This window comes from Novosphingobium umbonatum, assembly GCF_004005905.1.
GTDB classification, from domain to species: Bacteria; Pseudomonadota; Alphaproteobacteria; order Sphingomonadales; family Sphingomonadaceae; genus Novosphingobium; species Novosphingobium umbonatum.
Map to the genome: position 1 here is coordinate 153,386 of NZ_SACO01000006.1, position 20,558 is coordinate 173,943.

Consider the following 20,558-nt stretch of genomic DNA (forward strand, 5'->3'; position numbering starts at 1 on the left):
AAACCGTTTCAGAGCGCTCTCTGTTCATTAGGGTCTTCTGCGCAATTATCCGCGCGCCCGCCTGAACCATATAGACACCCGCCCACAATCAGGCCCACCCCCGCCAACGTCAACAGGCCCACGCTTTCGCCAAACCACAGCCATCCGGCCAGCGCAGCCCAGACAAAGGCGCTATATTCCATCGGCAGCAATTGATGGGCGGGGGCACGCGCCCAACCCCATGCCATCAGCATCAAAGAGGAGACCGACAGCACAGCCGCCATGGCCACCTGCCACCACACGCCCACCGGCGGCACCGGAGGCAGGAACAGGCCGATGGGCAACAATACCAGCGTGATGAACAGGTTCTGGAAAAAGGCGATTTCCCCCGGTGAGGCCAATTGGGCCTGATGGCGCTGCATCACCAGATTGATCGCGTATAAGACCGAGGAAAGCAGGATCGCGCCCATGCCGATCAACACATCATCGCCCGCCTTGCCGCTGGCCTGTTCCAATGCGATCACCACCACGCCCGCCAGCCCCAGCAAAGATGCCAGCAAAGCCCGCCGCGTCACCGCCTCGCCCAGAAACAGGCCGGAGAGGAATAGCGCGATGATCGGCGCGACAAAGGACAGGCCCATGCCCACCGCCATGGGGACGCGCACCAGCCCCCAGAAAAAGCTGAAACCCATCACGCCCGCGATGGCTGCCCGCGCCGCATGCAGCCTCAGCCGCTTTGCCGTGGGCCAGTGTCCGCCAAAGGCCACCTGCCACGCCGCGAAAGCCACCACCACGCCCACCAGATTGCGCCCCACCATCGCGGCATAGACCCCCGCCACTTGCGAGGCGCCCTTCATCAACGCGTCCATCACGCTGAAAGTGGCAATGCCGCAGGCCGCCGCCAGCAAGGGCAGCAGCGAGCGCGGGGAATTGGGTCCAGAACGCATACTTCTGCCCTAGCCCCAACTCCATTCACCCGCCAGACATTTGCCATGCTTGATGAATTGTCCCGAAACGGGCATGGCCTTGGGCGAAACTTGCGCCCGACTTGCGAAAGGGTGCCTGTGTTTCGGGTGTTAAGGGGCGTATCTATGGCTGAGCGGCGCAACAGGCTTATTGGCAATTCCTTGGTGGCTTTGGCGGTTGCCGGTATGGCCGCGCCCCTGTTGGCGCAAAATCAGCCGATCGAGGGGAAGCAGGGCCTGGGTAAATTGCCCAATGTCCGCCCCGCCTCGATGCAGATCAAATTGCCCGTGCCCGCCGAGGCGCCCGCCAATCCGGCAAGTAGCGCCCCAGCCAAGGTGGAGGCCAAGGCTGAGGCCAAGGCCGGCCCGCTAACCACCCCGACACCGGCGGCCACCCCCGCGCCTGCACCAACCGCCAGCCCAGCGCCCGCGTCGACAACGGCTCCGTCATCCCCACCCACCATGGTGATCGTGCCCAATCCGGTGCCCGTGGCGCATTGGACTTTGGCCGATGCCAAGGAATTGCTGGCCGCCATTCGTGGTTTGGCGGCTGAAGGGCTTTACCCGGCCGATTACCAGCCCGCCGCCCTGCAAGCCGCCATTGCCGCTGGCGAGGGCGAGGCGCTGGACCAGCAGGCTAGCCGCAGCTTTGCCTGGGCGGTGGAGGATTTGCGCGATGGCCGCACGCCGATGCCCGCCCGCGTGCAATGGTTCGCGGTGGACCCCGATCAGGATGACATGACCACGGAAGGGCTGCTGGAACGCGCCACCACCAACCATGATGTCCACGCCACGCTGGACAGCCTGACCCCCACCTATCCCGATTATCAGGCGTTGAAGGATGCTCTGGCCGCCACGCCTAAGGCGCAGGTGAAATTGCGCGAGAGCATCCGCATCAATATGGACCGCTGGCGCTGGCTGCCGCGCGATCTGGGGCAGATTTACCTGATTACCAATGTGCCCGAATTCCAGCTGCGCCTGACGGTCAATGGCAAAGCCATCCGCACCTATCGCACGGTGGTGGGCAAACCGGGCAAGACCGCCACCCCGCAATTGGCGGAAAAGGTCGAAGCGGTGGTGTTCAACCCGACATGGACCGTGCCGCAATCGATCGTGGTGGGCGAAGGGCTGGGCGAAAAGCTGATCGGCAATCCGGCCAGCGCGCTGAAGCAGGGTTACAAGGTCACCCGCCTTGGCGATGGATCGATTTCCGTGGTGCAGCAGCCGGGGGACAACAATTCGCTGGGCCGGATGAAGATCGACATGCCCAATCCGCATGCGATCTATCTGCATGACACGCCCGCCAAGGCCCTGTTCAATGCCAATGTCCGCGCCTTTTCCCATGGCTGCATTCGCACCGAACGCGCGGTGGAACTGGGCATGACCATGGCCATTCTGGGCGCGGGCATGAGTCAGGAAGAGGCCGTTGGCCTGTTCGAGGCGAAGAAATACCGCCGCGTGGTGATGACGCGCACTTTCCCCGTCTATCTCACCTATGTCACCTATGGCACCGACATTACCGGCAAGATGACCGCCTTTGCCGATATTTACGGTCGGGACGCGCCGGTGGCGGAAAGTTTCCGCCAACCGCGCCAGATCCACACCACCCAGCGCGCCAGCACCGAAGCGGTGATCAAGCTCGATAATCCTCTTTGATTATTGGCCAGCTTTAATATCAGCCCGGTGAGGCGGCCGAGCCAGCCAGCAACCCGCCATCAATATCCAGCTCGCTGCCGGTGATATAGGTCGCCTCGTCACTGGCCAGTAACAGGGCCAGCGCGGCGACCTCCTCCACCCGCCCGAAGCGTTTGAGCGGCGTATCGGCCACCATCGCCGCCTCGCGCTGCGGGCGGTCCGGCCCGTCGCCCAGCATCGCGTCCCACATGGGCGTCATGATCGCGGCGGGGTGGATCGAGTTGCAGCGGATGGCCCAGCCCTGTTGCGCGCAATAAAGCGCCACCGACTTGGTATGGTTGCGGATCGCCGCCTTGGACGAGGCATAGCCCGCAGCGCCCGGAATGCCGACCAGCCCGCTGCGCGAGGAGATGTTGATGATGCTGCCCGCGCCCTTTTCTTTCATGGCGCGAATGGCATAGCGGCAGCCGAGGAAAGTGCCGTCGAGATTGACGGCATGCACCCGTCGCCATTCCTCCAGTGAGGCATGTTCGGGGTCATGGGCGATGTAACCCTGTTCAAATCCGGTGATGCCCGCATTGTTGACCAGCACATCCACTTGCGGAACTTGGCTAGCCAAGGCTTCCCATGCGGCCTCGTCGGCCACATTCAGCGGGATGAAGCGGCCGCCAAGCGCGGCGGCGGCGGCTTCGCCCTCGGCCTGATCTATGTCGGTCAGGATGACTTGGGCGCCTTCGGCTTGGAAGGCTTTGGCAATGGCAAGGCCGATGCCGCGCGCGGCACCGGTGATCAGGCATAATTTATCGGTAAGACGGGGCATAGTGCTCCCTCCCTTGGCGCAATCGGGATAGTGTTTGATGGATCAGCGCGGGGAGAGGATCATGACACCTGCTTCCTTGTGAACAGGCGCTTCATGCCACAGGAATTAGGCTTCGCCAATTCGGTCGGCATAGAGCAGGCGACCGCTGCCCAGATGGTCCAGCGCCACCGAGAAATCCTCCGGCGCCATGGCAAAGCAACCTTCCGACCGGCCCAGCTTGCCATATTTGGCCAGCATATCGGGTGCGGCATACCATGCCGGATGCATCACAATCGCGCGGTCCCACGCGTTGGAATTGTCCAGATCCAGCCCGCGCAGCCGCATCGAGGTGCCATATTTGCCCTGATACTGCTCTGTGGTGAGATAGGCCCCGCGCGAGGTGGCCAGCGAACCGACCGAATTGGAAAATTGCTTCAACCAGCCATCATGAGCAGGATCCGACCCACGACCATGGGCCACCAGATGCGAACGCACGCGTCCCGCCATCATATCGACAAAATGCAGGCGGGTTTCATGCGAGGGGCGGGCGAAATCGGCAATCGCCACCACATCGGGCTGCGACAGGAAGGCGCCCAGACGGTCGCGTTCGCGCATGGCGGTTTGCACCAACAGCTTTTCATAATCGGATAGGCCGGAGGCCTGCGCCATCACACGCGCAGGAGCCGCCATTGCCGCCACACCTGCGCCCATACACGCCAACATTGCACGCCGGTTCAGGCGCGAGGCCCCATTTTGATTCGCGATACCCATTGCTGTGACAATACCGCAACGGGACAAAAATTCTTACTCCGAAGCGATGGAACCACGCGATAGCGCGGCGAGTTGAGCCAAAATTGGACCATCGACCCGCATTTCGCGACTTTGATCCGTAAAACGCAAGGGTCGAGTTATAGTTCCCCCTGCATGTGCCGGTTGGCCAGCCACAGGCGAATCGCTCCCGCCAGACCGGGGGGCGTGGGGGCTGTGATCCGTTCGGCATCAATCCGCGCCACCAAGGCATTGATCGGTAGCCCCTCTTCCCCCGCCACCTTGCGCAGCCAGTCCCAGAACAAGGGTTCAAGGCTGATCGAGGTTTTGTGTCCGGCGATTTCCACCGAACGTTTGATGGGGGGGTGATAGGGGGTGGTCATACCGGCGGGCCTTAGCAGGCGATGGGCCATAAGGAAAAGGGCGGCCAGACTTTCGTCTGCCGCCCTTGTCACACCTTGTATAACATGGTGCCCAGGAGAGGACTCGAACCTCCACGCCCTTGCGAGCGCTAGCACCTGAAGCTAGTGCGTCTACCAATTCCGCCACCTGGGCACTTTGTTAGGAGCCTGATACTGTTGGGCTTTTTGAGAAGCTCTTCAGTACCGCGCCGGGTAGGAGTGCGCCTCTAACGGTGATCCCGAGACCTGTCAACGCGAAAATCAAAGTTTTTTGCAAAAGCTGCATTTTTTTGCCCGATGAGCCCGATTGCCCCCCTTTGGACAAAGGCGCATGATCGCGCGAAACAGCGGTAAACCCGAAAGAAAGGCAGGAAACCATGGGCCGAAACAATCTGCGCGACGCCTTGGTGGTGCTGACCGGCGGCAGGGGCTTTGTCGGGCGCTATGCGGCGCAGGCCTTGCTGCGGGCGGGGGCAAGGGTGCGTATCGCTGCGCGCCATCCCGAAAAGGCCTATGCGTTAAAAGTGCTGGGCAATCCGGGGCAGGTGGAATTTGCCCGCGCCTCGATGCTCGATCCGGCCAGCGTGGCCCGTGCGCTGACGGGGGCCGATGCGGTGGTCAATCTGGTGGGCGTGTTTTCTGGCCAGCTGGATGCAGTGCAGGGGCGCGGCGTAGGCCTGCTGGCCAAGGCCGCGCGGGAGGCGGGCGCTCAGGCCTTTGTGCATATTTCCGCGATTGGCGCCGATGCGGCCTCGCCCGTGCCCTATGCCAGTTCCAAGGCAGCGGGCGAGGCGGCGGCTTTGGAGGCTTTCCCGCAGGCCACGATCCTGCGACCCTCGGTGATCTTCGGGCAGGATGATAATTTCCTCAATATGTTTGGCCGAATGATGGGCATGATGGGTGGCTTGCCAATTCGCGGCGCCATGCCGGTTTTCGTGCCGGAGGGGCTGTTACAGCCGGTGTGGGTGGAGGATGTAGCGCAAGCGATTCGCGTCGCGGTGGAGGCGCCTCAGGCCCATGGCAGGCATATCTATGAACTGGGCGGGCCAGAGGTCCTGTCCATGCTGGAGCTGAACCGGCGCATCGCCGACGCGGTGAAGCAGGCGCCCCATCTGCTGCCCATGCCGGATTGGGCGGCCAGCCTGTTTGCCGCCCTGCCGATGACGCCGATCAGCGCGGATCAGATCACCCTGCTCAAAGCAGGCAGTGTGGTGGGCGAGGGCGCTGCGGGCTTTGCCTCGCTGGGCATCACGCCGCACCCCTTGGGCCTGTTTCTGGATCGCTGGATGGCGCGTTATTGAGAGCTAACTCTCACGCATTCACATCCGAATAATGGCTGGGCGGCTGGATCACTTCCATCCGCTCGGCCAACAGGGGGCGAAAGCTGGGGCGGCTTTTGAACACCGAATACCATGCGCGGGCCTGTTCATGCCCGTTCCAGTCGATCCCGCCCAGATAATCGGCCACCGACAAATGCGCCGCCGCCGCCAGATCGGCCAGCGACAGGGTTGCCCCGCCCAGCCAGGGGCGATTGTCGACCAGATAGTCGATATAGTCGAGATGCTCATGCGCCAGACGCATCGTCTCGCGCAGCACGCGCGAATCAGGGGCCTGCCGCAGGACCAGTCGCTTCTTCATCTTTTCATGCAGCAGCGGGCCGGTGACATCGGCAAAGAAATTTTCGTCAAACAAGGCGACCAGACGGCGGATTTCGGCGCGGGCGGCAGCGGTGCCCATGATCAGCGGGGCACGCTCGCTGGTTTCTTCCAGATATTCGCAAATGGCGCGGCTGTCGCATAGGGACAGACCCTTGTCCGGATCATGCAGCACCGGCGTGCGGCCCGCAGGGTTCAGCGCGAAAAACTCGGCGCGACCTTCCCACGGGTTCTCGCGCCATAATTCATGCGCGATCCCCTTTTCGCCCAGCACGAGCCGGACCTTGCGGGAGAAGGGACAAAGGGGAAATTGATAAAGCTGCCACATGGCTTTCGCCCATGCCCCAAGCAGGGCGTTTCCGTCCACCGGCGATTGACGCAGATGCCGTAAAATTTAGCCGATAGCGGCCGCATCATGGGCCAGCATCACGCTATCCTCTCGCGCCAGCACCCAGAGCGAGAGGCCTGACTGTGCGGCGCGCTCCACCGCCATGCTGGTGGGCAGCGAGATGGTGACCAGCGTGGTCACGCCAGCCTTCACCGCCTTTTCAACGATTTCGTAGGAACAGCGCGCGGTGGACAGCGCAAAACCCTGCGCCATGGATTGGCCCGCCCGCGCCATGGCGCCGATCAATTTGTCCAGCGCATTATGCCGCCCGACATCCTCGCGCAGCGCCAGAATGGCCCCTTCGGGCGCGCAGAAAGCGGCAGCATGGGCGGCATGGGTGGCATGGCCCAGCTTTTGCAGCGGGCGCAAAGCATCCAGCGCGGCAAAGATGGCTTCGGGCTTGATTCGCGCATGGGTGGAGACAGGAGGCAGGGGCTGGGCGATCGCTTCCAGATTCTCGATCCCGCAGAGCCCGCAGGAGCTTTCCGCCACCCGCCGCCTGACGCGTTCCTGCAAGCGGTCCGCATCCAGCCCTGCCAACGTGGCGCGCAGGATGATGCCGTGTTCGACCTGCGCGATATCCGCCTCGCCCATTTGCGCGGCGCTGGTGATCAGCCCTTCGGACAGGGCAAAGCCGGTGGCGAAATCGGTCAGATCGGCGGGCGTGGCCATCATCACCGCATAGGCAAGGCCATTGAATTCCAGCGCCACCGGCACTTCGGGCACCCATGCCCTGTGCCGGATGCTTTGGCCGCCATCCCGCGCAAAAACCTGCCCTTGCGCTTGCGGCAGCAGGGGCAGGTCTTGCGGAGTCATGCTCGGCTTTACAGCTGGCAAAGCGCGCAGAGCTTGTGCCCGTCCGGATCGCGCAGATAGGCCAGATAGGCGTTGAAGGCCGGACGCACGCCAGGGGCATTTTCAATCGCCGTTCCGCCATGGGCAACGCCGGCGGCGTGCCATGCTTCCACCTGCTCGGCGGTGTCGATGGCAAAGCCCACCGTGCCGCCATTGGCAATCGTGGCCGCTTCGCCATTGTTGGGCGTGGCCAGAATCAGCTTGGACCCTTTGTGGGCATAGATCAGGCGGCCACGGTCGGCGATCAACAGGCCTTCGGGCCCGCCAATGGCCGCGAACAGCGCGTCATAAAACACCTTGGCCTTGGCCAGATCATTCGAGCCCAGAAACAGATGGCTGAACATGGGAAGTCTCTCCTTTAAAGGCGGGGCAGGGTGACGCCGCGCTGGCCCATATATTTGCCCGCGCGGTCGGCATAGCTGGTCTCGCAGGGCTCATTACCCTTCAGGAACAGGAACTGGCAGGCGCCTTCATTGGCGTAAATCTTGGCGGGCAGCGGGGTGGTGTTCGAAAACTCCAGCGTCACATGGCCTTCCCAGCCCGGCTCCAGCGGGGTGACATTCACGATAATGCCGCAGCGCGCATAGGTGCTCTTGCCAAGGCAGATGACCAGCACATCGCGCGGCACGCGGAAATATTCCACCGTGCGGGCCAGAGCGAAGGAATTGGGGGGAATCACGCAGCAATCGGTCTTGCGATCGACAAAGCTGTTGGCGTCGAAATTCTTGGGGTCCACCACGGCGGAATCGACATTGGTGAAGATCTTGAACTCATCGGCCACGCGCGCGTCATAGCCATAAGAGGACAGGCCATAGGAGATGCAGCCATCGCGGTGCTGGCGCTCTACAAAAGGCTCGATCATGCCCTGTTCGCGGGCGGCGGTGCGGATCCATTTGTCGGAAAGAATAGACATGGCCGCTACATGGCCCAAGGCTGGCGCTTGGGCAACGGATTTTGAGCTACTCCGGCTGCGCGCTTAGAACGGCCAGTGCTGCCCCGCCATGATCAGCGCCATGGCGCTGGCGGTGACGAGCAGGACGCGGAGGACCTCTAAACCAGAGTCTACCGTGCGGGCGATGGCGATGGCGCGGGCTTTTCTCATGGATGCGAGCTTGCGCCCGAATCATCGCCAAAAGTTTAACGCATGGGGGAGGGTGCTGCCTCCCCCACGGGCAATGTCTCAGGCCTTGGGCATTTGCTGGCTGGAGCAGTGGAACGAGCCGCCACCAGCCAGAATGGCATCGGCCATAATCCCCACCGTGGGCCGGTCGGGGAAAAGCTCGCCAATCGCCGCCACGCCATCCGCATCATGCGCGGTGCCATAGATGGGCACCACCACCAGATGGCTGGTGATGGCAAAATTCATATAGCTGGCCGGTTCGATCCGCCCGTCCCGTTCCACGCGGCCGGGGCTGGGCACATTTTTGACCACCACGCCCATCGCTTCGGCCCGCGCCTTGGCATCGGCATAGATGGCGGCATTGGGATCATCCGCGCCGGTGGCCTTGGGCAAAGCCAGCACATTGGGCGCCACAAAACGGGCCAGATTGTCGACATGGCCATCGGTATGGTCATTGATGAGACCATCCCCCAGCCACAGCACGCGCTCCAGCCCCAGATCGCGGGCCAGACGCGCCTCCAGATCATCGCGGGTCAGATGCGGGTTGCGGTTGGGGTTGAGCAGGCACTGCTCGGTAGTGGCCACAAGGCCGGTGCCATCCATATCCAGCGCGCCGCCTTCCAGAATCCAGTCGCCGGTCTGGATGGCAAGGCCGGCATCCTGCGCGATTTCCGCGCCAATCGTCTGGTCGCCTTCCATCAGATATTTGCCGCCCCAGCCATTAAAGCCAAAGCGCCGCGCCTGCCGCCCGCCCGCGCCATCGCGCATCACCAAGGGGCCAGTGTCGCGCAGCCAGACATCGCCATAGGCGCGCCGTTCGATACTCACCGCGCCGCTGCACAGAGCGCGGGCGCGGGCCTCGTTGGCTTCGTTGCGCACCAACAGGCGCACCTCTTGCCCGCTGTCAGCCACGGCGCTGGCAAAGGCGGCCATTTGCACTTGCGCCGCCTCAAGGAAACCGGGCCATTCCTCGGCATCATGGGGGAAACCAATCCACAGCCAGTCCTGAGGATACCATTCGGGGGGGAAGTGCCAATTGCTCATGAGGCGTGCCTTTAGCGTCTTAGCACACTTGCGGAAAGAGGTGCTGTGGGCCCATGAGTTGCGGTGGAGAGTGAGGAGTGATGATGGCAGATTGGCAAAATGCACTGGCGCGGGCGGAGGCCCATTCGCCCTTTCTGTCGCGGGCCATGGGGCGTTTGCCCGATCTGGTGGCTTTGCTGGCGGCGGGGGATGGCGAGGCGGCCTTGGCCTATGCGCGGGAGGCGGGGGCAAAGGAAGCTGATCCGGCCATTGCCCTGCGCAGGGAAAAGCTGGCGCTGGCCTTGGCGCTGGGCGTGGGCGATCTGGCAGGTGCCTTTGATCTGGCCCGCGTGACGGGGGAATTGACCGCGCTGGCTGACCGCGCCTTGGACAAGGCGATTGCCCATGCCATCCGTGCCCGCGTGCCCGATGCGCAAGCCACCGGTTTTGTCGCGCTGGCGCTGGGCAAGCAGGGGGCGGGGGAGCTCAATTACTCCTCCGACATTGACCCGATCCTGATTTACGATCCCCAAACCCTGCCCCGCCGCCCGCGCGACGAGCCGGAGGAAGCCGCCCAGCATATTGCGCGGCAGATCTTGCGCATTGTCTCGCAGGTGGATGCCTATGGCTATGTGTTCCGCGTGGACCTGCGCCTGCGTCCGGCCAGCGAAATCAGCCCTTTGGCGATTCCTCTGGAAGGCGCACTGGCACATTATGAATCGAGCGCTCTGGCGTGGGAGCGGGCAGCCTTCATCCGCGCGCGGGCCTGTGCGGGCGATGTGGCTTTGGGGGAGGGCTTTTTGCACGCCATCCGGCCTTTCGTGTGGCGCAAAAGTCTGGATTTCGGCGCGATTGCCGAGATCGGGCGGCTGACCCGCCGTATCCGCGCGCATCATGGCAAGGTGGAAAGGATCGGCCCCGGCTTTGATGTGAAGCGCGGGCGGGGCGGCATCCGCGAGGTGGAATTTTTCGCGCAAGTGCATCAGTTGATCCATGGCGGGCGCAACCCTGCGCTGCGCCAGCGCGGCACGCGGGCCACATTGGATGCCTTGGCCGCCGCTGGCCTGATCGCGGCGGAGGAAGCGGCAATGCTGGGCACCTCCTATGACCGCCTGCGCCAGATCGAGCATCGCTTGCAGCAAGTGTCCGACCTGCAAACCCATGTCCTGCCCCGTGACGAGGCGGGCATTGCCAATGTGGCGGCGCTGGACGGCCTGCCCAATGCCGCTGCGCTGATCGAGGAATTGCAGCATATTACCGAAGAGGTCGGGGCCAAATATGACTCCCTGATCGCGGCCAGCGCGGGCGAGGGAACCAGCGTGGCTGTCCCGCGCGGCGAGCCTTTGGTGGGCGAAGCCTTGGCCGGTGAATTGCAGAAGCTGGGCTTTGCCGATGCGGGCGCTTTGGCCGAAAGGATCGAGGGCTGGCGCGGGGGTAGCCTGCGGGTGTTGCGCAGCGAGGCGGCCTTATCCGCTTTGGATGCGGTGCAGCCTGCGCTTTTGGCAGCTTTGGCCCATGCGCCCGCGCCGGAAAAGGCGCTGACAAGATGGGAGCAGATGATGGCCAGCCTGCCCTCGGCGGTTAATCTGTTCCGCCTGCTGGAGGCGCGGCCCGGATTGCTGGAGGTGATGGTGCGCGTGCTTTCGTTGGCCCCGCCTTTGGCCGATGCTTTGGCGCGGCGGGCTGATTTGCTGGACGCGCTGATCGATGCCAGCGCCTATGATCTGCCGCCCGATGTGCCCACGCTGGCGGCGGAATTTGGCGCGGTGGAGGCGGGGGATGATTACCAGCGCCTGCTGGACCATGTGCGCCGCAAGGTGAGCGAGCGGCGCTTTGCATTGGGCGTGCAATTGGTCGAGGGCGCGCAGGACCCCTTGGACATTTCGGCTGGCCTGTGCCGCGTGGCCGAGGCGGCGCTGGAGGTTTTGGCCCGCGCGACAATGGCGGAGTTCGAAGCCACCCATGGGCGGATTGCAGGGGCGGAACTGGTCATTCTGGGGCTGGGCCGGTTTGGCGGGGGCAGCCTCACCCATGCCAGCGATCTGGATCTGGTCTATCTGTTCACCGGCGATTTTGCGGCAGAAAGCGACGGACGGCGGCCCTTGGGGGCAACGCTCTATTTCAACCGGCTGGCGCAGCGGATCAGCGCGGCCTTGACCGTGCCCACCGCCGAGGGGGCTTTGTTTGAAGTGGACACCCGCCTGCGCCCGCAAGGCACGCAGGGGCCGCTGGCGGTCAGTCTGGACAGTTTCGCGCTTTATCAAAGCCGCGAGGCTTGGACATGGGAGCATATGGCCCTGACCCGTGCCCGCGTGCTGTTCGGTTCGGCAGAGGCGCGCGCGGTGGTGGAGGGCGTGATGCGCGAGGTGCTGACCGCCCCGCGTGACCGCGCCAAAGTGCTGGGCGAAGTGCGCGAGATGCGGGACAAGATGGCCGCGCATAAGCCAGCCAAGGGCGCTCTGGATGGCAAATTGCTGCGCGGCGGGTTGGTGGATGCCGAATTTATCACCCACGCGCTGCAATTGAGCCAAGGTGTGGCGCTGCGGCCCGATATGGCGGGGGCCTTGCAGGAACTGGTGGCGGCTGGCCTGTTGCCTACGGAGGTGGAGCCGGCCTTCGCGCTGCTATCGCGCCTGTTGGTGGCGGCGCGTTTGCTGGCGCCCGATAGTCAGCTTCCCGATGGTGCCCCATGGGCCACACTTGCCAAGGCCTGCGGCTTTGCCGATGGAGAGAGCCTGCTGGCCGCAATCGGTGCCGCGCGCGGGGTGATCGCGCAGGCATGGTTCGCGCTGTTTGGCCAGAATTTGGAGGTAGTGTGATGGCAGATTTCCCCCAAGTGGGCGATGCATTCCCCGATGTGGCGCTGGTGGCGCCTGATGGCGGCACGGTAAAGCCTTCGGACTTTGCGGGGCGCAAGCTGGTGGTGTTTTTCTATCCCAAGGATGACACGCCGGGCTGCACCACCGAAAACAAGGATTTTTCGGAACTGGCCGAACAGTTTGCGGCGGCCGGTGCGGCCTTGCTGGGCGTATCGAAAGATCCGCCGAAAAAGCATGCCAAGTTCATCGAAAAGCATGGGTTGACCGCGCCTTTGGCCTCGGATGCGGAAGAGGGCGGGTTGTCCGATGCCTTGGGCGTGTGGAAAGAAAAGTCCATGTATGGCCGAACCTATATGGGCATGGAACGCACAACCTATCTGGTTGATGAAAAAGGCATGATTGCGCAGGTCTGGAACAAGGTAAAGGTTAAAGGCCATGCTGAGCAAGTGTTGGCTGCGGTGAAGGGCTGATTTCCTCGCCGTTTTGGATTAGGCGGCGGGCATGAATGCCTCGCTCTCCCACGCTATCGCCGCCGTTCTCAACACAGCCGACCCCCGCGCCAAGGCGATGCGCACCCGCGCGGTGGTTCGCGATTGGCGGCTGGGGCGGCTGGCTTGGGATTTTGGTTGCGCCATGCCCGAAAGGCCCGTGCGGCCCGAAAAGCCGGAATTGCTGCCGCCCGGCCAGATGCCCAAGCGTGGCAAGGGTGGCTCTCGGGCCAAGCGCATCGCCCTGTGGCATGCGCTGGCGCATATCGAATTTGTCGCCATCGATCTGGCGCTGGATATGGCGGGGCGTTTCGGCGCCGAGATGGAGGCGCGGTTTGGCCATGATGTGGCGCGCGGCTTCGTCGATGATTTCCTTTGCGTCGCAGCCGATGAAGCGATGCATTTTGCCATCATCCAGCGCCATCTGGCCAGCATGGGCGCGACCTATGGCGACCTGCCCGCCCATGACGGATTATGGGAGGCGGCGGGCGAAACCGCGCATGATCTGGCGGCCCGTCTGGCCGTGGTGCCGATGGTGCTGGAGGCGCGCGGGCTGGATGTGACACCCGCCACAATCGAGCGGGTGGAGGCCAGCGGCGATCATCGCGGCGCTCGCATTCTCAACCGCATTTTCAACGATGAAATTCGCCATGTCCGATACGGTTCGGAGCATTTTTCGCGGCTCGCTCACCAGTCTGGTGATTCGCCGGATTCGCTCTGGAAAAGCCTCGTTACGCAATACTTCCGAGGCAAGGTTAAGCCTCCGTTCAACGACTCAGCGCGTCAGGCAGCCGGTTTGTCGCGCCCTGCCTACCTTGCTCTTGCATGTATGGGAAACTAACGGTTAGGCAGTTTCCACGAGACGGCGGGGGGATCCGACCTTCTCCAACAAAAACCAACCATCGGAATTCCGGTGGCCTTCCCATGTTGACCTTCCTTTGGGGAAAGGTTGGCCAACGCAAGAATAAAGGTAATTTGGAGTGGTCGCGCTTCGTTTGTCTGCCAAGTTTCTGATCAGCGCCTTGGCCGCTGTGGTGAGCCAGCCTGCTCTGGCCAACAATGCCAATGCCGATATTGCCGCGCCTTTGCGCGCCGCCCAGTCCGCGCCCATCGCGCAGGATAGTGGCGATCAGCAGTTCCGCAACCTTTTCACCTCCTGGCGTGCCAGCGAAGGCGGCAACAATTTCGCCGCCGCCAGCAGCACCAAGAATTCGGGTCTGGCCAATATTGCCGCCCGCGTGATGTCGATCCCTTCGCGTTCGCCGCTGGAAGGTCTGCATCTGTCCAGCGATTTCGGCATGCGCACCCATCCCGTTCTGGGTGGTGCCCGCATGCACAAGGGCATCGACCTTTCCAGCCCGATCGGCACGCCGGTTTTCGCCACTGCCGATGGCGTGGTGGGCCGCGCCGACTGGTTCAGCTCCTATGGTCTTTATATCCAGATCGAACATGGCGGCGATCTGGAAACCCGTTATGGCCACCTCTCGCGCCTGAACGTGGCCGAGGGCCAGCAGGTGCGCAAGGGCGACCTGATCGGCTATGTCGGCACCACCGGCCGCAGCACCGGCCCCCACCTGCATTATGAAGTCCGCGTCGAAGGCGTGGCGGTCAATCCGGTTCCTTATCTGTCGGGCGAAGGCAATCCGCAATTGGCGCTTGCTTCTATCCGCCGTGGCGATAAGACTGAAGAAGACAGCGAATAAACCAGCCTGAGAAAGAAGGGTGAATAACAAGCCCGACAGGCAATTGCATCTTGGAGAGGATGCGGGAAAAAGCGGCAGGCAACTGTCGCTTTTTCTTTATCCAAATTCCGCGTTTCAGCCTTTGTAAAGCGCATCCAGACGCTCGCCATAACGCTCTTTCAGCTTGTGGCGGCGGATTTTCAGCGAGGGTGTCATTTCCTCATTGGCAATGGCGAAAGGCTCGTCGGCAAAGGCGAATTGGCGGACCTTTTCGATCACCGACAGATCAGCATTCACCCGATCCACCGCCGCGCGCAGGGCGCTGCGGAAAGCGGGCAGGGCCTGTAGTGCGCGCATATCGGCGCGGTGATGGCCGTTGGCGGTGGCCCATTCGTCCGCCCATTCGGCATCGGGCACAATCAGGCCGACAATATAGGGGCGCTTGTCCCCCACCACCATCGCCTGTGCGATTTCGGGCTGGAGCGTCAACATGCCCTCCACCTTTTGCGGAGAGATATTGTCACCCTTGTCGTTGACGATCATGTCCTTCTTGCGATCGGTGATGACGATCCGCCCCGCCGCGTCCAGATGGCCGATATCGCCGGTATAGAGCCAGCCATCTTTGAGCACGCGGGCAGTTTCCGCCTCGGCGCGCCAATAGCCATGCATCACCAATTCGCCGCGCAGCAAAATCTCGCCATCGGGCGCGATGCGAACCTGCGTGCCGTGCAAAGGCGTGCCCACTGTGTCCATCTTGATACCGGTGCGCGGGCGGTTGACGGCGGCAATCGGGCCGCTCTCGGTCTGGCCATAGCCTTGCAGCATGGTGATGCCCACGGCCTGGAAAAATCGCCCGATTTCGGGGTTTAGCGGTGCGCCGCCCGACACCATTGCCTTGTTGCGCCCGCCAAAACGGGCGCGGATCTTGGGGCGCAGCAGGCGCTCGATAACGCCGTCCAGCGCGCGGTCGAGCAGGCCGTAATGGCCCGCCGCCTTGCGCGCTTCCAGTGCGACCGCTTGCTGCAACAGGGTGTTGGCCAGCTTGCCCTGCTTTTCCACCTGCTTGATAATGCGCGCGCGCAAAACTTCAAACAGGCGCGGCACCACCACCATCACTGTGGGGCGCACCTCCTCGATATTGCTGGCCAGCTTTTCCAACCCTTCGCAATACCAGATTTGCGCGCCCAGCCCGATGGGCAGGAATTGCCCCGCCGAATGCTCATAGGCATGGGACAAGGGCAGGAAGGAGAGGAACACATCCTGAGTCGCGCCGGTGGTGTCCCAGCTAAAATCCTCGGCAATCACGCGACAGGCGCCTGTGGCATTGTGCAGGATGGCACCGTGATGCTGTTTCACACCGCGCGGGGCGCCGCCGGTGCCGCTGGTATAGATCAGGCAGGCGGTATCATCGCGCTGGATTCCGGCCAGACGCAGATCCACCGCCGCCCGTGCCGCCACCGCATCGCCGGTTACCAGCGCGGCCCAGTCGTGAAATTCCAGCGCACCGGCCTGTGCCACGGCCAAAGGCTCCATGGCGATGACATGCTCGGCCTGACCCGAACGCAGCACGGCGGGCAGCAGCGGCCCCGCCAGTTTCGGGCCGGAGACAATCACCCCGCGCGCTCCGGAATTTTCCAGCACATGGCAATGGTCGCGCTCGGTGTTGGTAATATAGGCGGGCACGGTGATGCAGCCCGCCGCCATGATCGCCAGATCGGCAATGCACCATTCGGGCCGGTTTTCCGACACCAGCAGAATGCGCTCGCCCCGTTTATAGCCCAGCCCGACAAGAGCCTGCGCCAGCAGCACCACGCGCCGCGCCGCCTCGGCCCAGCTGATCGCCTGCCATTGCTTGCCCTGTTTGGCGTGCAGGAAAGGCTTGTCACCCAACACATCGGCGCGGGCAAGGAACAGCGAGACCAGATTCGGGCTGGTTTCAATATCGGAGATCTGCACGGGGATTATTATCCTCTCGTCCGGCGTTGTGGGGGGGATGCTAGGCGGGAAAGGCGGGGCGGGCAAGCATCCGCTTACAAAGGCGTATCGACGCCCACTGCCTGTTCAATAGTAGCAAAGCCATCGCGCGCCAACATGGCCTTCAGGCCTTTGTTGATGGTGCGGGCAATGCCATGGCCTTCATAGACCATCGCCGAATAGAGTTGCACCAGACTGGCGCCAGCGCGGATGCGGGCATAGGCATGTTCGGGTTTGGCGATGCCGCCCACGCCCACCAGAGGCACAGCGCCGCCCGTGGCGCGGCGGAAATCGACGATGCGTTGCTGCGCCATGTCGCGCAAAGGCGCGCCCGACAGGCCTCCCGTCTCGCCCGCATGGGGGCTGGCCAGTGCGGGGCGCTCGATGGTGGTGTTGCTGACGATCAGCGCGCCGAGCTTTTTCTCGATGGCGATGCGGGCAATTGCATCAATATCGGCGGGCAGCAGATCGGGCGCCACTTTCAGGAACACCGGCGGTTGATAGCCGGTCTCATCCCGCGCCGCGATCACGCCATCGAGCAGCCCTTCCAGCGAGGCGGGGTCTTGCAGCGCGCGCAGGCCCGGCGTGTTGGGGCTGGAAATATTGACCGCCAGATAGGAGGCTAGCGGCGCAAACAGGCGCGCGCCGGTGGCATAATCGGCGATGCGGTCGCTGGCGTCCTTGTTGGCGCCAATGTTGATGCCCAGCACGCCGCCACGGTTCTTGCGCGCCAGCAGGCGGGCATAGGCGGCCTCTGCCCCGCCATTGTTAAAGCCCATGCGGTTGATCACCGCTTGATCCTCCACCAAACGGAACAGGCGCGGTTTGGGATTGCCGCTTTGGGGCAGGGGGGTAATCGATCCGACCTCGGCAAAGCCGAAACCAAGGCCCAGCAAGGCGTCGGGCACTTGCCCGTCCTTGTCAAAACCGGCCGCCATGCCCACCGGATTGGGGAAAGTGATCCCCGCGACCTTGCTGGTCAAAGGACCTCCGGCGGCGGCAGGCGTGCCGGCCAGCGGCAGATAGCGCAGCGCATTAAGCGCAAGGCCGTGGGCGGTTTCGGCGTCCAGACGGAACAGCAGCGGGCGGATCAGGGCGTAGCTCATGGCGCGCCTATGCCAAGAGTCGCAGGCTTTGTCGACAAAGCGGCGGTTTTTCGCACGAATGCGCCAATTGTCGTACAAGCAATCGATTGATGTCAGGAACAAAAAGGTGACGAGTGGCGCAAATTTACAATTTTTTTGCCACGCTATGCGCTAATCCGGAGTTGCGACCCGAAGGGCTCGTGGCCAAGGCTGACGAGTTCTCGAACTTAAGCGGCTCCTTCCCTAGCTGGAGGAGCCGTTTTTTTATGATTTTTCAATAGTTTGATAGATGTGTGATGTCAAAGGCTTTTAAAGCGCCTCTATTGATGTCCTAACTTTTTTGCCGGAAATGAGCGTCGTTTTCAAGAGCGCATTGCGGAATGCAAACCTATGTTTGCGCATGGCGCATGAAACCGGCGTGCTGGGCTGGGATCTTCTTCGAACTGCCCCGACTAAAACCGCATAGCCCCCCAAAAACAGCAGGCCCCAAAAGTAGGCCCTAAAAGCAGCCATTGCCAGAATCGCCCCTTGTGCCTAAGGGGAGGGTTGAAATCGGAGGAATTCGATCCGATTTGGAATTCGCCCGCCAAAGTCACCGCCGTCGCTGTCGCCGGTGATTCGTCTGTCGCCAAGGGAGCAATGCCGCAATGCGCCTGTCCAGCATGGCTGATTATGCCGTTGTGGTGATGGTGGCCGCCTCGCGCCATTGTGGGGGTACGCGCACCAGCGCGGCCTGTCTGGCGGCGGAAACCAGCCTGCCTGCGCCCACGGTGCAGAAACTGGTCAGCCGTCTGGTGGGGGCGGGCCTGCTGGCCTCCACACGCGGGGCGGGCGGTGGTTTGAAATTGGCCCGTCCGGCCGCCGCGATCAGCCTTGTCGATATTATCGAGGCGGTGGAAGGGCCGATTGCGCTGACCCCCTGTGTCGAGGCAGGGCGGCATGATTGCGGGATGGAAAGCGGGTGCAGCGTGCGGCCGCATTGGCCGGTGGTGAATGCGGCTCTGCGTGGGGCCTTGGCGGGGGTGAAGCTGGCGCAATTGCTAGCCCCGCCTGCGCCTAAAGATGCGGCAAACGGAATGATGATGGAAAGCGTAGCATGACCGAGAATATCGAGATCAAGGATCAGGCCGCCCGTGACGCCGCAGCCAAGGTTGCGGATTACGAGCATGGCTGGTCGTCGGATATCGAGCAGGAGTTTGGCCCCAAGGGGCTGAACGAGGACACGGTCCGCTACATCAGCGCCAAGAAGAACGAGCCGGAATGGATGCTGGAATGGCGCCTGAAGGCCTATCGCCATTGGCTGACCATGCCTATGCCCGATTGGGCCAAGCTGAACGTGCCGCCGATCGATTATCAGGAAGCCTATTACTGGGCCGCGCCCAAGAAGAAGGATGGGCCGAAGTCTTTGGACGAGGTCGATCCCGAAATCCTGCGCGTCTATGAAAAGCTGGGCATTCCCTTGGCCGAACAGGCGGTGCTGGCCGGCGTGGAAGGCGCGCGCAAGATTGCGGTGGATGCGGTGTTTGACTCGGTTTCGGTCGCCACCACCTTCCGCAAGGAATTGGAAGCGGCGGGCGTGATCTTCCGCAGCATCAGCGAGGCGATCCGCGAATATCCCGATCTGGTGAAGCGCTGGCTGGGCAAGGTGGTGCCCATGGCCGACAATTATTTCGCGGCCTTGAACTGTGCGGTCTTTTCCGATGGCACCTTCGTTTACGTGCCCGAAGGCGTGCGTTGCCCGATGGAATTGTCCACCTATTTCCGCATCAATGCGGAAAACACGGGCCAGTTCGAACGCACGCTGATCGTGTGCGACAAGGGCGCCTATGTATCCTATCTGGAAGGCTGCACCGCGCCCCAGCGGGACGAGAACCAGCTCCACGCCGCCGTGGTGGAACTGGTCGCGTTGGACGATGCCGAGATCAAATATTCCACCGTGCAGAACTGGTATCCGGGCGACGCCAATGGCAAGGGCGGGATCTATAATTTCGTCACCAAGCGCGCCCTGTGCCAAGGCAAGCGCAGCAAGGTTTCGTGGACGCAGGTGGAAACCGGCAGCGCCATCACGTGGAAATATCCCAGCTGTGTGTTGAACGGCGAGGACAGCGTGGGCGAGTTCTACTCGGTGGCCGTGACCAACAATTACCAGCAGGCCGACACCGGCACCAAGATGATCCACAACGGGCGGGGCAGCCGCTCGACCATCGTGTCCAAGGGCATCAGCGCTGGCCACAGCCAGAACACCTATCGCGGGCTGGTCCGCGTGGGCGCGGCGGCGGAAGGCGTGCGCAATTTCACGCAGTGTGACAGTCTCTTGCTGGGCAAGGAATGTGGCGCGCATACCGTGCCCTATATCGAGGTGCGCAACCCCAGCGCCACCATCGAGCATGAGGCCACCACCTCCAAGATTTCCGACGACCAGCTGTTCTACGCCATGCAGCGCGGGCTGGATCAGGAAAGCGCGGTGGCGCTGATCGTCAACGGTTTCGCCAAGGAGGTTTTGCAGCAACTGCCGATGGAATTCGCGGTGGAAGCGCAGAAGCTGTTGGGGATCAGTCTTGAGGGGAGCGTGGGGTGATGCCAACCTATACGTCAGTTTCTATTGGTTATCAGGCCTATGTTGGCCCAACCCCACGAAGCACGGGTACTTTTGTTTATCAAAACAAGATCACGGCGATTCGCCCTCCATTGGAGAAAAATGGGAAAATCGTTGAAGGGCGCCAAGCTCACTTTGTAGCCCAACTTCGAGCTTTGCAAAGCGTTGTTGGCAACCAAATCCCAGTTCATATTCAATGGGCTTCGGGCGAGCGCAATCAGATGGACAAAGGGTGTATAGGCCACGCTTTTGGACCAGGCTTACCGATAGAGCGCATCGTATCCGACGAAGTGCATGGAATTACTCATGTCATCCTGCGAGATTGA

Annotated in this window: 21 protein-coding genes and 1 tRNA gene; 9 read left to right on the forward strand and 13 right to left on the reverse strand. The window is 62.5% G+C overall.

The window, feature by feature from the left end; translation table 11 throughout:
• Nucleotides 1-8: 8 nt before the first annotated feature.
• Nucleotides 9-926, reverse strand: coding sequence for a DMT family transporter (locus EOE18_RS10045; protein WP_127709036.1), 918 nt, complete (start codon nt 924-926; stop codon nt 9-11).
• Nucleotides 927-1,070: 144 nt separating this feature from the next.
• Here EOE18_RS10045 and EOE18_RS10050 point away from each other — a divergent pair, with 144 nt between their 5' ends.
• Nucleotides 1,071-2,600, forward strand: coding sequence for a L,D-transpeptidase family protein (locus tag EOE18_RS10050; RefSeq protein WP_246027374.1), 1,530 nt, complete (start codon nt 1,071-1,073; stop codon nt 2,598-2,600).
• Nucleotides 2,601-2,619: 19 nt separating this feature from the next.
• Here the strand turns inward: EOE18_RS10050 and EOE18_RS10055 are convergent, their stop codons facing one another.
• From EOE18_RS10055 to EOE18_RS10070, 4 genes are all read right to left on the reverse strand, one after another.
• Nucleotides 2,620-3,399, reverse strand: a complete 780-nt coding sequence (locus EOE18_RS10055) for an SDR family oxidoreductase (protein WP_127709038.1) — start codon at nt 3,397-3,399, stop codon at nt 2,620-2,622.
• Nucleotides 3,400-3,504: 105 nt separating this feature from the next.
• Nucleotides 3,505-4,068 carry a murein L,D-transpeptidase catalytic domain-containing protein gene (locus EOE18_RS10060; RefSeq protein WP_342772658.1) on the reverse strand — a complete coding sequence of 188 codons (564 nt, stop codon included), beginning with the start codon at nt 4,066-4,068 and terminating at the stop codon, nt 3,505-3,507.
• Nucleotides 4,069-4,286: 218 nt separating this feature from the next.
• A complete protein-coding gene (locus EOE18_RS10065) occupies nt 4,287-4,529 on the reverse strand; it encodes a ribbon-helix-helix domain-containing protein (RefSeq protein WP_127709040.1) in 243 nt (80 codons plus the stop codon).
• Nucleotides 4,530-4,614: 85 nt separating this feature from the next.
• A tRNA-Leu gene (locus EOE18_RS10070) sits at nt 4,615-4,701 on the reverse strand.
• 223 nt (nt 4,702-4,924) lie between these two features.
• On the opposite strand from EOE18_RS10070, the gene EOE18_RS10075 reads away from it, so the two are divergent.
• Nucleotides 4,925-5,848: a complex I NDUFA9 subunit family protein gene (locus EOE18_RS10075; RefSeq protein ID WP_127709042.1), complete on the forward strand. Its 924-nt coding sequence runs from the start codon at nt 4,925-4,927 to the stop codon at nt 5,846-5,848.
• 10 nt (nt 5,849-5,858) lie between these two features.
• On the opposite strand, the gene EOE18_RS10080 is transcribed toward EOE18_RS10075, so the two are convergent.
• The 6 genes from EOE18_RS10080 to EOE18_RS10100 form a co-directional block, all read right to left on the reverse strand.
• Nucleotides 5,859-6,530: a glutathione S-transferase family protein gene (locus EOE18_RS10080; protein ID WP_127709044.1), complete on the reverse strand. Its 672-nt coding sequence runs from the start codon at nt 6,528-6,530 to the stop codon at nt 5,859-5,861.
• A gap of 66 nt (nt 6,531-6,596) precedes the next feature.
• Entirely contained in the window at nt 6,597-7,406 is an 810-nt protein-coding gene (fdhD, locus tag EOE18_RS10085; protein ID WP_127709046.1) for a formate dehydrogenase accessory sulfurtransferase FdhD, read from the reverse strand.
• Between the two features lie 8 nt (nt 7,407-7,414).
• Nucleotides 7,415-7,789, reverse strand: a complete 375-nt coding sequence (locus tag EOE18_RS10090; protein ID WP_127709048.1) for a VOC family protein — start codon at nt 7,787-7,789, stop codon at nt 7,415-7,417.
• A 14-nt stretch (nt 7,790-7,803) separates the two neighbouring features.
• Nucleotides 7,804-8,358: a dCTP deaminase gene (gene dcd, locus EOE18_RS10095; protein WP_127709050.1), complete on the reverse strand. Its 555-nt coding sequence runs from the start codon at nt 8,356-8,358 to the stop codon at nt 7,804-7,806.
• 63 nt (nt 8,359-8,421) lie between these two features.
• The gene (locus tag EOE18_RS18935) at nt 8,422-8,547 is read right to left on the reverse strand and encodes a hypothetical protein (protein WP_281278040.1); all 126 of its coding nucleotides are present in this window, start codon (nt 8,545-8,547) and stop codon (nt 8,422-8,424) included.
• 78 nt (nt 8,548-8,625) lie between these two features.
• A complete protein-coding gene (locus EOE18_RS10100) occupies nt 8,626-9,609 on the reverse strand; it encodes an agmatine deiminase family protein (RefSeq protein ID WP_127709052.1) in 984 nt (327 codons plus the stop codon).
• An 80-nt stretch (nt 9,610-9,689) separates the two neighbouring features.
• On the opposite strand from EOE18_RS10100, the gene EOE18_RS10105 reads away from it, so the two are divergent.
• The 4 genes from EOE18_RS10105 (at nt 9,690) to EOE18_RS10120 (ending at nt 14,598) form a co-directional block, all read left to right on the forward strand.
• Complete coding sequence (locus EOE18_RS10105) at nt 9,690-12,407, forward strand: bifunctional [glutamine synthetase] adenylyltransferase/[glutamine synthetase]-adenylyl-L-tyrosine phosphorylase (protein WP_127709054.1); 2,718 nt, start codon at nt 9,690-9,692, stop codon at nt 12,405-12,407.
• Nucleotides 12,407-12,877, forward strand: coding sequence for a peroxiredoxin (locus EOE18_RS10110; protein ID WP_127709056.1), 471 nt, complete (start codon nt 12,407-12,409; stop codon nt 12,875-12,877). The genes EOE18_RS10105 and EOE18_RS10110 overlap by 1 nt, the downstream gene beginning before the upstream one ends.
• A gap of 31 nt (nt 12,878-12,908) precedes the next feature.
• Entirely contained in the window at nt 12,909-13,736 is an 828-nt protein-coding gene (locus tag EOE18_RS10115; protein WP_127709058.1) for a ferritin-like domain-containing protein, read from the forward strand.
• A gap of 139 nt (nt 13,737-13,875) precedes the next feature.
• Nucleotides 13,876-14,598, forward strand: a complete 723-nt coding sequence (locus EOE18_RS10120; RefSeq protein WP_246027376.1) for a M23 family metallopeptidase — start codon at nt 13,876-13,878, stop codon at nt 14,596-14,598.
• A gap of 114 nt (nt 14,599-14,712) precedes the next feature.
• Here the strand turns inward: EOE18_RS10120 and EOE18_RS10125 are convergent, their stop codons facing one another.
• Both EOE18_RS10125 and EOE18_RS10130 read right to left on the reverse strand, forming a co-directional pair.
• Nucleotides 14,713-16,533, reverse strand: a complete 1,821-nt coding sequence (locus tag EOE18_RS10125) for an AMP-dependent synthetase/ligase (protein WP_127709060.1) — start codon at nt 16,531-16,533, stop codon at nt 14,713-14,715.
• 74 nt (nt 16,534-16,607) lie between these two features.
• The gene (locus EOE18_RS10130; protein ID WP_127709061.1) at nt 16,608-17,657 is read right to left on the reverse strand and encodes a quinone-dependent dihydroorotate dehydrogenase; all 1,050 of its coding nucleotides are present in this window, start codon (nt 17,655-17,657) and stop codon (nt 16,608-16,610) included.
• A gap of 626 nt (nt 17,658-18,283) precedes the next feature.
• Here EOE18_RS10130 and EOE18_RS10135 point away from each other — a divergent pair.
• From EOE18_RS10135 to EOE18_RS10145, 3 genes are read left to right on the forward strand one after another with little or no spacing between them, the layout of a single operon-like run.
• Complete coding sequence (locus EOE18_RS10135) at nt 18,284-18,736, forward strand: SUF system Fe-S cluster assembly regulator (protein ID WP_127709063.1); 453 nt, start codon at nt 18,284-18,286, stop codon at nt 18,734-18,736.
• The gene (gene sufB, locus EOE18_RS10140; RefSeq protein WP_127709065.1) at nt 18,733-20,214 is read left to right on the forward strand and encodes a Fe-S cluster assembly protein SufB; all 1,482 of its coding nucleotides are present in this window, start codon (nt 18,733-18,735) and stop codon (nt 20,212-20,214) included. Before EOE18_RS10135 ends, sufB begins: the two co-directional genes overlap by 4 nt.
• Complete coding sequence (locus EOE18_RS10145; RefSeq protein ID WP_127709067.1) at nt 20,214-20,558, forward strand: hypothetical protein; 345 nt, start codon at nt 20,214-20,216, stop codon at nt 20,556-20,558. Before sufB ends, EOE18_RS10145 begins: the two co-directional genes overlap by 1 nt.